This is a genomic window from uncultured Methanobrevibacter sp. (assembly GCF_902764455.1).
In the GTDB taxonomy this organism is placed as follows: Archaea; Methanobacteriota; Methanobacteria; order Methanobacteriales; family Methanobacteriaceae; genus Methanocatella.
Map to the genome: position 1 here is coordinate 13,233 of NZ_CACWVY010000002.1, position 12,034 is coordinate 25,266.

Annotated in this window: 13 protein-coding genes; 2 read left to right on the top strand and 11 right to left on the bottom strand. The window is 35.3% G+C overall.

The annotated features are described in order from the left end of the window. Window positions 1-24: 24 nt before the first annotated feature. The 4 genes from QZU75_RS00720 to QZU75_RS00735 are packed head-to-tail and all read right to left on the bottom strand — an operon-like array spanning window position 25 to window position 3,724. On the bottom strand, window positions 25-1,239 hold the full coding sequence (locus tag QZU75_RS00720) for a phosphoglycerate kinase (RefSeq protein WP_296881028.1): 1,215 nt from the start codon (window positions 1,237-1,239) through the stop codon (window positions 25-27). A gap of 19 nt (window positions 1,240-1,258) precedes the next feature. Further along, on the bottom strand, window positions 1,259-1,927 hold the full coding sequence (tpiA, locus tag QZU75_RS00725; protein ID WP_296881029.1) for a triose-phosphate isomerase: 669 nt from the start codon (window positions 1,925-1,927) through the stop codon (window positions 1,259-1,261). 56 nt (window positions 1,928-1,983) lie between these two features. Continuing rightward, entirely contained in the window at window positions 1,984-2,853 is an 870-nt protein-coding gene (locus QZU75_RS00730; RefSeq protein WP_296881030.1) for a site-specific DNA-methyltransferase, read from the bottom strand. 1 nt (window position 2,854) lies between these two features. After that, entirely contained in the window at window positions 2,855-3,724 is an 870-nt protein-coding gene (locus QZU75_RS00735; protein ID WP_296881031.1) for a hypothetical protein, read from the bottom strand. Window positions 3,725-3,855: 131 nt separating this feature from the next. Here QZU75_RS00735 and twy1 point away from each other — a divergent pair, with 131 nt between their 5' ends. Next, the gene (gene twy1, locus QZU75_RS00740) at window positions 3,856-4,773 is read left to right on the top strand and encodes a 4-demethylwyosine synthase TYW1 (RefSeq protein WP_296881032.1); all 918 of its coding nucleotides are present in this window, start codon (window positions 3,856-3,858) and stop codon (window positions 4,771-4,773) included. A 458-nt stretch (window positions 4,774-5,231) separates the two neighbouring features. Here twy1 and sucC read toward each other — a convergent pair whose 3' ends face one another. The 5 genes from sucC to QZU75_RS00765 are packed head-to-tail and all read right to left on the bottom strand — an operon-like array spanning window position 5,232 to window position 9,178. Continuing rightward, a complete protein-coding gene (sucC, locus tag QZU75_RS00745; RefSeq protein WP_296881033.1) occupies window positions 5,232-6,341 on the bottom strand; it encodes an ADP-forming succinate--CoA ligase subunit beta in 1,110 nt (369 codons plus the stop codon). A gap of 8 nt (window positions 6,342-6,349) precedes the next feature. Beyond that, window positions 6,350-6,898 carry a 2-oxoacid:ferredoxin oxidoreductase subunit gamma gene (locus QZU75_RS00750; RefSeq protein WP_296881034.1) on the bottom strand — a complete coding sequence of 183 codons (549 nt, stop codon included), beginning with the start codon at window positions 6,896-6,898 and terminating at the stop codon, window positions 6,350-6,352. Window positions 6,899-6,907: 9 nt separating this feature from the next. Continuing rightward, window positions 6,908-7,771 carry a 2-oxoacid:ferredoxin oxidoreductase subunit beta gene (locus tag QZU75_RS00755; protein WP_296881035.1) on the bottom strand — a complete coding sequence of 288 codons (864 nt, stop codon included), beginning with the start codon at window positions 7,769-7,771 and terminating at the stop codon, window positions 6,908-6,910. Window position 7,772: 1 nt separating this feature from the next. Further along, entirely contained in the window at window positions 7,773-8,903 is a 1,131-nt protein-coding gene (locus QZU75_RS00760) for a 2-oxoacid:acceptor oxidoreductase subunit alpha (RefSeq protein WP_296881036.1), read from the bottom strand. An 8-nt stretch (window positions 8,904-8,911) separates the two neighbouring features. Further along, window positions 8,912-9,178 (bottom strand): ferredoxin family protein, encoded by a 267-nt coding sequence (locus tag QZU75_RS00765; protein ID WP_296881037.1) that lies wholly within the window; start codon window positions 9,176-9,178, stop codon window positions 8,912-8,914. Window positions 9,179-9,316: 138 nt separating this feature from the next. Between QZU75_RS00765 and QZU75_RS00770 the strand changes: the two genes are divergently transcribed. Further along, window positions 9,317-9,808, top strand: coding sequence for a fumarate hydratase C-terminal domain-containing protein (locus tag QZU75_RS00770; RefSeq protein ID WP_296881038.1), 492 nt, complete (start codon window positions 9,317-9,319; stop codon window positions 9,806-9,808). Between the two features lie 14 nt (window positions 9,809-9,822). On the opposite strand, the gene QZU75_RS00775 is transcribed toward QZU75_RS00770, so the two are convergent. Both QZU75_RS00775 and QZU75_RS00780 read right to left on the bottom strand, forming a co-directional pair. Then, window positions 9,823-11,133 carry a dicarboxylate/amino acid:cation symporter gene (locus QZU75_RS00775; RefSeq protein WP_296881039.1) on the bottom strand — a complete coding sequence of 437 codons (1,311 nt, stop codon included), beginning with the start codon at window positions 11,131-11,133 and terminating at the stop codon, window positions 9,823-9,825. 146 nt (window positions 11,134-11,279) lie between these two features. After that, window positions 11,280-12,014, bottom strand: coding sequence for a peptidylprolyl isomerase (locus tag QZU75_RS00780; RefSeq protein WP_296881040.1), 735 nt, complete (start codon window positions 12,012-12,014; stop codon window positions 11,280-11,282). Between the last annotated feature and the right edge of the window lie 20 nt (window positions 12,015-12,034).

The window sequence follows — 12,034 nt, forward strand, 5'->3', positions numbered from 1 at the left end:
AAAAGTTTTAAAATAGTAAAGAAATTATTTTTTACTATTTTTTAAAGCTTCTACAGCTGCAAGCTCTTTACCAGCAAGCATGCTAATACAAGCTCCACCACCACTGCTTAAATGGCTCATGTGACTTTCCAAACCAAGACCTGCAGTAGCAGCTGCAATATGACCTCCACCAATTAATGAAAATCCAGTAGAACTTGCCATTGCATTAATTAAATCTTCAGTACCCATAGAAAATTTAGGATCTTCAAATACTCCTGCCGGACCATTTGCAAATATATATTTAGCTTCCCTAATTTCTTTGGCATAAAATGAAATTGTTTTTACACCGATATCAAAAATAGCTTCATTAGGAATATCATCCAAATCATAATCTACACGTTCACCATCAATTTCACAAGCGACATCAATAGGATATTTAACCTTATCACCAAATCTTTCAATTAAATCTTTTGATTTTTCAACCATATCTTCATATCCTCTGCTTGCAATGAAATCACGATTTACCTGACCGATATCAACACCTGCCGCCCATAATACAATATTTCCAACAATACCTGTTGTCAATATAGAATCGGCAGTACCGTTGCTTAATACATTTTCCATAACGTCAATGGAATCTTCAGGTTTCATTCCACCAAGCAAGAATACACAAGGATGTTCTACATTATCCAAAGCATTTTGAATAACAGTCAGTTCATCTTCCATGACACGGCCTGCAGCGGAAGGAGTATTTACTGTAAATCCAACCAATGATGCCTGAGAACGATGAGCCGCCGCAAATGCATCATTAATAAAATAATCGATTAATGGAGATAATTGCCTTACAAGTAAAGTTTTGGATTGTTCCAGAGGACTTCTTGAAAGAGTTTCCTCTGAAAAGAAACGTGCATTTTCCAATAATAATATATCATGTGGTTTTAAATTACGGATAGCCTCTTTAGCGGAACTTGAAAACAGAGAATCAACATATTTTACTCTTAAATTTAAAATATCTGATAACACATCAGCATGCTGAGATAATGTTGTGAAATCCTTCTTTCCAGGTCTGCTTTGGTGAGCAAGAATAACAACTTTAGCCCCTTTGGCAGATAACTCTTTAATTGTCCTTGCATGTAATTTTAATCTTGTATCATCCAAAATAATTCCAGAACCCGGATCAACCGGTGCATTAATGTCTACCCTTACAAGCACAGTTTTGTTTTCCAAATCAAAATCATCAATTGTATTAAATTCAGCCATTTTTCTCCACTCGCAATAATTATAATTTGCTTACCAAATCAATTAAAGCATCTTTTGGACTTTCTGCCTTTATAATTCCTGATGCCAACAATACTCCGTCAGCACCCAAATCCATAGCAGCTTTCATATCATCTCCAGTGGTGATTCCAGCACCACATAATACCTTAACATTTTTATTAATGGATTTGACTTCCTTTACACTGTCTTCAACAACTTCAGGTTGTGCCTGAGATACAGGAATTCCAGTACCTATTAATTCCGGAGGTTCTACAGCCACAGCAGTTGGAGAAAGTGCAGCAACAGCTTTAGAAGTCTCTATATTATTGGTACAAACGCAAGATTCTATTTCATTTTCCCTGCATAACTTAACGACTTCTGCAATGTCAGCCAATTTCATCCTTTGTTCTGAATGGTTAATTAATGAACCGCTTACACCGGCTTCAATTAAAGTATTAATTAAATTAGATCCAGTATGGCCTCCAGGAGCGATTGGATCGATATGTTGAGCAAAAATTGGAATGGAGGCTTCTTGATTTATCCTGTAAATGTCAGCTGCTTGAGGAGCTGCAACCATAGTAATTCCAGTTTCGCTAGCAGCACTTTCCAAATCATGTGCAAGTTCTAAAGCCTTTATACCGCTTGATTCTAAATATGTTTTATAATTCAATATTACTATTGGTGTATCCATAATATCCCACAATAACTTTATTATATATTATATTTATCTTACACTATTAAATAAATTTATGATTTTTCTATTCTATTTTGAGACAAACTGACATATTCCGGATTAATCTCATAGGCAATATAATTTCTATTATTTTTTAAAGCTGCAATGCAAGTTGTTCCGCTTCCGCAAAAGGGGTCAAGAACAACATCCCCTTCATAGCTGTAAAGATTAATTAACCTGTGAGGAAGTTCAACAGGAAACGGAGCAGGATGGCCAATTTTTTTAGCGTTGACTGCCGGAAACGTCCAGAGGCTTTTTGTCCATTGGATAAAATCATCCCTTTCAATTGTGTCCCTTTTCTTTTGAGTCTTATTTTTGGAATACGACAGTTTTGAAAAGACCAAAATATATTCATGATAATCCCTCAAAACAGGATTTGACGCCGACATCCAACTTCCCCATGCACATGAGCCACCTGCACTTGCAGACTTATCCCATATTATTTCACCGCGCATTAAAAATCCCAAATCAAGCATTATTTCTATTACCATTGCATGAAGAGGAATATATGGTTTGCGGCCAATATTAGCAATGTTAATGCAGGCCCTGCCTCCTGGAACCAGTTTCTTATAAGTCTCGCCAAAAACAGATGTAAGCAGATTCAAATATTCGTCCAGAGACAAATCCTCATCATATTCCTTGCCAACATTGTAAGGAGGTGATGTAATCATCAGATGAACGCTTTCATCAGGTATTTCGCTCATGTTTTCACTGGATTTGCAGTATATCCTGTTCAGATTTCCTTTTTCAATTTTATTCTCTTTGAATTCAACTTTTTCAGGTATTTTGTATTCTTCAAATAATTTTGCACTATAAAATTTTTTTGAACTGTGAGATTCCCTTAAGACCGAACCGAATGAAGAAGTTTCCGTTTTTCTAACCACATTAAGACCCCTTTAGGAGATTTAAAAATTTCAATCCCTTATTTTCATAACTTTTTTCCCGATTAGCTATATCAATCATTTGACCCAGATTTTCAGGAGACTGCATCCCTGAAAAGAAATTTAAATCCCTGTTAAATAATTGATTCAAATGCAATTTTAACTCATCAGTATTGTCAAATCTGTAAAAACCATTTTTTGGAGTTGATTTGCGAGTATTGCCGTGATTAAGTGGAAATGGATTGAGGGACCAAAATCCCTGGATTAAACCTGCATGCTTTAGATAATCAGCCTTTTTTGAAAATCCGTTTGAGAGAGGTGCATTTCCAACGACTATTATTGGTATTTTCGTAGATTCCAAATTTGAAACACGAATATCTATACATTTGCCAATAGCTTTCAGAACTGAATCCGAACGTGTGAAACTCGGCTTTCCCTGATGAGTCCTGTAGTCGCCAATCTCATGAATCCTGTCCAGGCCAGGGTCATATTCCCAGTTCCACACCAAAGACATTTTAACTTCACATATTAGTTTTACCTGTGAAGCCTTTAAAATTTTTTTATCTTCAGTGGCAACAACAATGTCTGCAGGAGACTTTGAAGTTATTCCAACAGAGGGAATTCTCGCCTGGCGAACGATGCAGAGATTTTCATCTTCAATCAATTCACCGAACAAATCACAGACCCAATTTTCTGTGTAATTTCCTATAAGTGAATTTCTAGATTGGAGAGTGGTTTTTCTGCCTTTATATCTCTTTGGCCAATATGCCAGATATCGTCCATCATCTGTTTTATAGAAAAGCTGCTTTGTTGAAGCGAAATCTTTCGAGTTTAAAAAAAATAATTTTTCTTGATGTTTATTCCATAATCTCATATTAAATTATATTATTATTAAACATATAAATAATTTTTATTAATAAATTACAATATTGTTCAGAATTTATAATATTTATGTGAGCTTGTAAAAATGTATATATAAGCAAAACTAAAAATAACTTTGATTTTATGTCATTCAATGAAAGCCAAATAGAAAAATTAGAAAAAAGCGGATACAGATTCCTTGGGACACACGGCCATGCGGCCGCCAAGATTTGTCATTGGACCCGTCAAAGTATTGTGGATAAAGGAGTATGCTATAAGGAAAAATTCTATGGAATCAAATCCCACAGATGCCTTCAAATGTCCCCTTCAGTTCCAAACTGCCAACAGGAGTGCGAATTTTGCTGGAGAGACCTGACATATACCCAAACCACATGGGAAGATGACGAATATGATGATCCTAAAACAATAATTGATGATGCAATCAAAGCCCAATATAATCTGCTGTGCGGCTTTTTTGGAAATGATAAGGCAAATAAAAAGAAACTTGAAGAACTTAAAGACCCAACCAATGCCGCAATTTCACTTGCCGGAGAACCAACACTCTATCCGAAAATCGATGAATTAATTGGCGAGTTTAACAGAAGAGATTTTACAACATTTGTTGTAAGCAACGGACAATGTGTCGACAGATTGAGGAATCTTGAAAACGATCCATATCAACTATACCTTTCCTTGGATGCACCTAACGAGAAAATATTTAATGAAGTGTGCAGACCTAGAATAAATGATGCTTGGAGTAATTTAAATGAATCACTTGAAACATTGGCCAGTTTTAACTCCCGCACATGTATACGAAACACCTGCGTTCGTGGAAGGAATATGGAAAATCCCGAAGAATATGCAAAATTGATAAAAAAAGCGGACCCCGATTTTGTAGAAGTGAAAGCATATATGTGTGTCGGCTCATCACGTAAACGTCTAACTCTCGACAATATGCCAACATTCGATGAAGTTAAAGAATTTGCTAAAAAAATAGGTGATGAGTGCGGTAAAGAATTAGTAAATGAATCTGAAATTAGTCGAGTTGTTCTTCTCGAATAACAACTCTTTTTTAAAGTTCAAATGCATTTTCTAAATCTTTTGGAAATTGTGTTTCACGGACATATTTCTTTTCAGTCACGTCAAAGTGTCGAAAACATATTTTGAATAATCTCTAAATTATTAGGTGTTATATGCATAGAGATGTTCAGGATTTGTAAATATAGCTTCCAAATCCCTTTCAAAACTGTCATGAAGATTCAGATAGCCCATCTGATAAAATACTCATTCCAAACTTATTTAAAGGTTTAAATTTGTAATTAACACTGTTTTTAGCATCTTAGAACAGTTAATCACTTATCATAGAGATTGGAACTGGGATTAAACATCCCAGGCCCCTATAAATATTTTTGAGTAATGTGGACAAAAATTCTTTTGTCTTTGTATATTAAACTAGTGGACTTGCAGATATTCTAGAAAATCCACAACCTCCGCAGGCTATAGTAGTTTATATTATATTCTCAGGCTTTCAATTCTTCACAAAGTTCAACAGCTTTTTTAGCCGCTTTTTCCATTGAAGTCTCATATGGAATTCCGGCTTCATCTAAAAGTCTTTGACCTTCTTTCTCATTGGTTCCGGTCAATCTGATTACAATGTGAACATCACGGTCAATATTTTCTAAAGCTTTAATTACACCCCTTGCAACATCATCAGCTTTGGTAATACCTCCTAAAACATTTAAGAATACTACTTTAACAGGCTCATAGTTCAATACAATACTCAAAGCCTGATTGATGATTTGCTCTGAAGCTCCACCACCAATATCAAGGAAAGTTGCAGGTTCTCCACCATTGAGTTTAATCATATCCATAGCAGTCAATGTCAGACCGGCACCATTACCTATTACAGCAATGTCCCCATCCAATTGGACAAAGTCCACAGCTTTCTTTTTATAATGAAGCATTTCAACAAGGTCCTGATGTCTGAACAATGAATCATTTTCAACAACTAATTTAGCATCAGCTGCAATAATGCCGTCAGGAGTTAACACTAACGGATTTATCTCAGCAGTATCTGCGTCATATTTTTCAAAGACCCGATATAATTTCCAAATAATGTCTCCAATTGGTGAAATCAATTCAGAATCAACACCCATTTTACGTGCGATTTCACGTGCTTCATATGGTAAGAATTCAAGTAAAGGATTAGGATAATATTTGATAATTTTTTCAGGGTTTGTTTTAGCAAGGTTTTCAATTTCAACCCCACCTTCCTTACTTGCAAGAATTACAGGTTTTCTAGCACCTCTGTCAACAGATACTGTTACGAAAAATTCATTTAAAATATCAGCTTTTTCTTCGATTAAAAGATGATTTACTTTTTCGCCTTTAATTTCCATTCCTAAAATTTGTTCTGAAACTTTAAGTGCTTCACCAGGGTTATTTGCAAATTTTACACCTCCGGCTTTACCTCTTCCACCGGTTAAAACCTGTGCTTTAATAACAACAGGAACGCCCATTTCTGAAGATATAGCCATTGCTTCTTCAGGGTAATTTGCGACATGGCCTTCCAAAATTGGAATACCTTCCTTTTTAAAAATTTGTTTTGCTGCATTTTCAAAAAATCTCATTGTAACACCTATTCTGCAAGAGCATATCCGGCTTCGAAAGCATTAATATTTTTCTCTTCAGTTCCTTTAGGAACACTTGCTTCAATAGCTTTCATAGCTGATTCTTTAGATATGACTCCAGTTATTTTTGTAATTGCTCCGACCATTACAATATTTGCTACGATTTTAAGACCGATTTCATCAGTAGCTGTTTTGGTTGCAGGAGCTTCATAAACTTTAATATTATGTTCATCTATAAAATCCTTAACATCTTCAACATCTGTTGTTCCAGGATCAACAATTAAAGTTCCATTATCCTTTAAATCAACAATATATTTAAGTAATGCCTCATTAGACATTGCAACAAGGATATCAGGATTTTGAACTTTAGGATAATCAACTGTGCTGTCACTGATAACAACTTCACATTTGGAAGCTCCACCACGAGCTTCAGGACCGTAAGATTGAGTTTGAACCGCTTCTTTGCCGTCGAAAAGGCATGCAGATTTACCTAAAATAATACCTGCAAGAATAATTCCCTGACCTCCAAATCCACAAATTCTAATTTCAGTTCTCATATTATCCACCTATAACTCTGTTTCATATGCAGAATTGATAAGAGTTTTCTTACCAGATTTTTCTACACTAATCTTATCAATGCTTTGTGTGAATTCATCTTTTTGAGTTTTAGCAAATTCACCAACAACAATTTTACCTTCCAAGTCTTTTGGCCTCATCCTATCTGCAGCAGATTTATATACAGTGTTTGCTTTCATTACTGCAGCCATTGCAGTAGGAGTTCTGAGTTTATTCTTACGACCATAATATGTTGGACACTGGGTTGCAACTTCAATAAATGAAAATCCAGGATTTTTTAAACCTTCCTTAATGGACAATACAAGGTTTTCTATTTGAACAGTTGTCCATCTTGCTGAATAAGTCGCACCTGCTGCCGCAACAAGTTCCGCCAATTTAAATGGAGCGTCCTGATTACCGTATGGAGCGGTTGTTCCGAAACTGCCCTTAGGAGATGTAGGGCTGATTTGACCTCCAGTCATACCATAAATATTATTATTGATACAAATTACAGTCAGATTAATATTTCTTCTGGCTGCATGAATTAAATGATTACCACCGATGGAAGCCGCATCACCGTCACCAGTAAATACAACAACATCCAAATCCTTATTAGCTGTTTTTAAACCGGTAGCAAAGCTTAATGCTCTTCCGTGAGTAGTGTGAAGTGAATCACATTTCAAATAACCTGGAATTCTTGAAGAACATCCAATACCGGAAACCATTGCAATATTGTCAAAGTCCATTTCCGCCTTTTCCATAGCTGCAAGGAATGCATTGATGATTGCTCCGTTTCCACAGCCCGGACAGAAAATATGAGGTAATCTGTCTTCTCTTAAATATGGGAGAAATCTATTTTCCTTATATTGAGCCATTTTAGTTTCCTCCTTTCTTATCAATTACATCCAAGATTTCATCAGGAGTTGGCAACAGACCTCCAATAACTCCCAATAAATGAACATTAGCGTCTCTTTTAAGTACACGGTCAACTTCATAATACATTTGACCTAAATTCATTTCTACTACAATAACATCATCAGCATTTGCAGTCAGTTCCTTCAACTGTTCTTCAGGGAACGGCCATGGAGTGTCTATTTTAACATAACCCACTTTTTTACCGTCAGCTCTTGCTTTTCTTGTTGCTTCAACAACAGACCTTACAGGAGCCCCATAAGAAACAAGAATAATGTCTGCATCTTCACAATGTTCTGATTTGACAGAGCAGATTTTGTCTCTGTTATTTAAAACCTTATCACAAATTCTTTGAACAAGCTTATCATGAGTTTCAGGATTGTTAGTGTCAGGATAACCTCTTTCATCGTGAGTAAGGCCGGTTACGTGAATATTGAATCCGTCACCAAATGACGGCATAGGATTTGTACCGTTTTCAACATTTTCAAACGGCAAGTAATTGTCTGTTTTTTCTGGTCTTTTTCTAGGAACGATTTCAATATCGTCCTCTACGATTATTTTTTCCCTCATGTGCCCAATAACTTCATCAGCCATTACAAATACTGGACATCTGAATTGTTCTGCTAAATTAAATGCTTTGATTGTGAAATCAAAAAATTCCTGTACGCTTGAAGGAGATAACGCAATAGGTTCATAATCCCCGTGAGATCCCCAACGTGCCTGCATCATATCCCCCTGTGCGGCCATGGTTGGTTGAGCTGTTGAAGGAGAACCCCTTTGAACATTGACAATGACTATCGGAGTTTCGCTTATGAATGCATAACCTATATTTTCCTGCATTAAAGAAATACCCGGACCTGATGTTGCAGTCATTGATTTGGTTCCTCCCCAAGAAGCACCGATGATAGCACCCGCAGAAGCAATTTCATCTTCCATTTGAACAAATGAACCGCTGACTTTTGGCAATTCTCTTGCTAAAGTTTCTGCAACCTCGGTAGAAGGAGTAATTGGATAACCTGCAAAAAATCGGCAGCCCGCAGCTATTGCTCCTTTAGCACATGCTTCATTTCCTTGAATAAAAAATTCTTCAGCCATTTTAACACCTACTTTCTCCCTTTTGTGAAATTAGGATTAAAGTTAATATCATTACCATCTTTCATCCACCAGTTTTCAGGCATGTCCACGGTAATAGCCTGGTCAGGACATGCAACTTCACATGTACCGCATTTGTTGCATCTCTCTTCGAACTTGACAAAAGGCAATTGTACTCCTTTTTTGTTAACATCCGGAGATATTGCATATACGTTCTGAGAACACATGAATAAGCAAAGATGACATCCTTTACACAAATTTTCATCAATAATAATCAATTTATAATCTCCTAATATATTTATCATAAATAAATATAGAATGTATTATATCTATGTTAATAAACATTTAAATAACTTGTGAAAAACAGGGATAAATTCAAAAATTTTAAAATTATAAAAAAATAAAATATTATCCATATGATAAAATTGACTACACCAATCACGGACGATGAACTTGAAAATCTTAATGTAGGCGATAAGATTTCAATTTCAGGAACTATCTACACAGGCCGTGATGCTGCTCTGCCGCAGCTTGTCAGACTAATTGAAAAAGATGACGTGCCATTTGAATTAGAGGGATCAGTCATCATGCATACCGCATTCAGCGATGCAGGAATTGCTCCAACAACAAGCAGCAAAGTGGAAATCGAATCAACTATTCCAAAATTAAGCGAAAGCGGCGTTAAAATCCATATCGGTAAAGGAATGTTAAGCGATGAAAGTGCGGAAGCACTGAATAAAAACAATTCAATTTTTGTAATAACTCCACCTGTTGCAGCATTGCTTACAAATAAGGTGCTTGAAAAAAAATGTGTTTTATTTGAATGGGAAGGAATTGAAGCAATGTATGAGCTGAAAGTGAAAGACATTCCAGGAATTATAGCCATCCATAAAAATAAAAAAATATAGGATAAGCATAATAACTAAATTATGCTTATTTCATCAACCAATACTTTATCCTCTTCGTTCATCTCTTTTTTACCCTTGAATACATCAACATCCATAGAGTTGTTTTTAAATGCCACAATAATGGTACATATTGCATCACCAGCAACATTTACTGCAGTTCTGAACATGTCCAGGATATGGTCTATTCCAAAAATAATTCCGATTGCCTGAACAGGAATGCCTACAGAATTGAATACCATAGTTAATGTAATAAGACCAACAGACGGAACACCGGCTGTTCCAATAGACGCCATTACGGCTGTGAAAATTACAGTTAAAAGTGCTGATGTTCCTAAATCCATACCATATGCCTGAGCTGCAAACATGACGGCAACTCCCTGCATGATTGAAGTTCCATCCATATTAATAGTTGCTCCCAGAGGAATTGTAAATGAAGAAACATCCTTTGAAACTCCCATCTCGGCTAATTTTTCCAAATTCAACGGGATTGTAGCATTTGAAGTTGAAGATGAAAATGCGAAAAACATGACTGAAATGAATTTTTTAAAGAATGTTATCGGATTCAGTCTTGTGAAAATAACAAGCAAGAACGGATAGACTATGAATGCCTGAATCGCCAATCCAAGTAAAACACATGAAATATATTTTCCCAAAGGAAGCAAACCATCAAATCCTAATCCTGCAAATGTTCTGGCCATCAAACAGAAAATACCAATTGGAGCAAATTTCATGACTATGGAAGTCATCTCCATCATGATCCTGTTTCCTTGATTGAAAAAAGTATTAATAACATCAGTTTCTTCCCTTAATTTAGCCAATATTACCCCAATGAGCAATCCAAAAATAATTACAGGGATCATATCTCCACTTGCAAGAGAATTTAAAGGATTGTCAGGAACCATATTCAAAATTGTATCAGTCATTGTCTGATTAAGAGTAACATTTCCCGCTTGAGAGGTTACAGCCATGTTTAAACCCACACCAGGTTTAATTAACATACCTATTCCAAGAGCAATTGTAACAGCTAATGCAGTAGTTATAAGATAAATAAGAATTGTTCTCCCACCAATTGTACCAATTTTTCGTATATCCGAAATTGATGACGCACCGACAACAATCGAACAGAAAACAAGAGGTACAACAAGCATTTTCATTAATTTAATAAATAAATTTCCACCCAAATAAAAAACATTATCTACAAGAATAATATTTTTAAAAAATGAATCAGGTACAAAAAAATTAAGTATCAGACCAGTGGCCATACCTAAAATCATCCCAATCAATATCCAATTACTGAGACTTATACCCTTCTGTCTTCCAAACATTATTTTTCTCCTTATAAATTATATAATATAAGTTATATTTTATATAGAATATAATATTTTAGGGCAAAACAGTGTGAAAAAAATAGTAAAAAAAGAGGGAGTTAATAATTATTCAAAAAAAAGTAAAAGAAAAGTTATTGAATAACTTATTCTTCATCTTCTTCGTCGTCGGATTCTTCTCTTTTCTCGAATTCATCGACGAAGTTAACTTTGGTAATATCTTCGATATTATCCCAGATGTCTTTAGCTATTCTGAATCTTGCAAAGGTAACGTCCATGTAAGATTGTTGGTCGAATTTAGCCATTTCATCTAATTTGATGTTTGCAACACCATCAACGATGTTAATTTCAGTTTTATCAATATCAACATTAGGATTGGAGTAGTGTAACTCAATCATACTTTTGATTTTTTCTTCTTCATCAGAAATGATTTCAGTAACTTCAACATCGTAAACTAAGTCTTTTCCTGCTAATTCGTGGTTGAAGTCCACTTTTACTCTTCCACCATTGACAGTTAAGATTTTACCAGATGTTCCTTCAGATTGAATTCTCATACCAGGAACAGGAGTCATGCCTTGTTTTTTGAATTCTTTCATAGGGACTAATTGAATTAATTTAGGATCCCTTGGTCCAAATGCACTGTCAGAATCAACTTCAATGTGTTTGGTGTCTCCTTCTTCTAAACCAATGATTGCTTCTTCGATTGCAGGTAATAAATGGTTTCCACCAACAACAATTGGAATTGGTTTGTAAGTTTTATTTTCATCAAAAATACCTGTTTCCTGTGCAATTTCATCATAAGTAGTATCAAATACGTCTTCAGTTTCTTTTATTTTACCAGTAAAGTTTACTCTTACAAAATCTCCGTTATCTATAGCCATAATAATAGCTCCTTTATAAT

What these genes read in the sequence shown, in the direction of transcription:
- sucC (WP_296881033.1), bottom strand. Translation starts at nt 6,341, where the DNA reads ATGAGATTTTTTGAAAATGCAGCAAAACAAATTTTTAAAAAGGAAGGT.
- QZU75_RS00760 (WP_296881036.1), bottom strand. Translation starts at nt 8,903, where the DNA reads ATGGCTGAAGAATTTTTTATTCAAGGAAATGAAGCATGTGCTAAAGGA.
- QZU75_RS00775 (WP_296881039.1), bottom strand. Translation starts at nt 11,133, where the DNA reads ATGTTTGGAAGACAGAAGGGTATAAGTCTCAGTAATTGGATATTGATT.
- QZU75_RS00780 (WP_296881040.1), bottom strand. Translation starts at nt 12,014, where the DNA reads ATGGCTATAGATAACGGAGATTTTGTAAGAGTAAACTTTACTGGTAAA.
- QZU75_RS00755 (WP_296881035.1), bottom strand. Translation starts at nt 7,771, where the DNA reads ATGGCTCAATATAAGGAAAATAGATTTCTCCCATATTTAAGAGAAGAC.
- QZU75_RS00735 (WP_296881031.1), bottom strand. Translation starts at nt 3,724, where the DNA reads ATGAGATTATGGAATAAACATCAAGAAAAATTATTTTTTTTAAACTCG.
- tpiA (WP_296881029.1), bottom strand. Translation starts at nt 1,927, where the DNA reads ATGGATACACCAATAGTAATATTGAATTATAAAACATATTTAGAATCA.
- twy1 (WP_296881032.1), top strand. Translation starts at nt 3,856, where the DNA reads ATGTCATTCAATGAAAGCCAAATAGAAAAATTAGAAAAAAGCGGATAC.
- QZU75_RS00720 (WP_296881028.1), bottom strand. Translation starts at nt 1,239, where the DNA reads ATGGCTGAATTTAATACAATTGATGATTTTGATTTGGAAAACAAAACT.
- QZU75_RS00770 (WP_296881038.1), top strand. Translation starts at nt 9,317, where the DNA reads ATGATAAAATTGACTACACCAATCACGGACGATGAACTTGAAAATCTT.
- QZU75_RS00750 (WP_296881034.1), bottom strand. Translation starts at nt 6,898, where the DNA reads ATGAGAACTGAAATTAGAATTTGTGGATTTGGAGGTCAGGGAATTATT.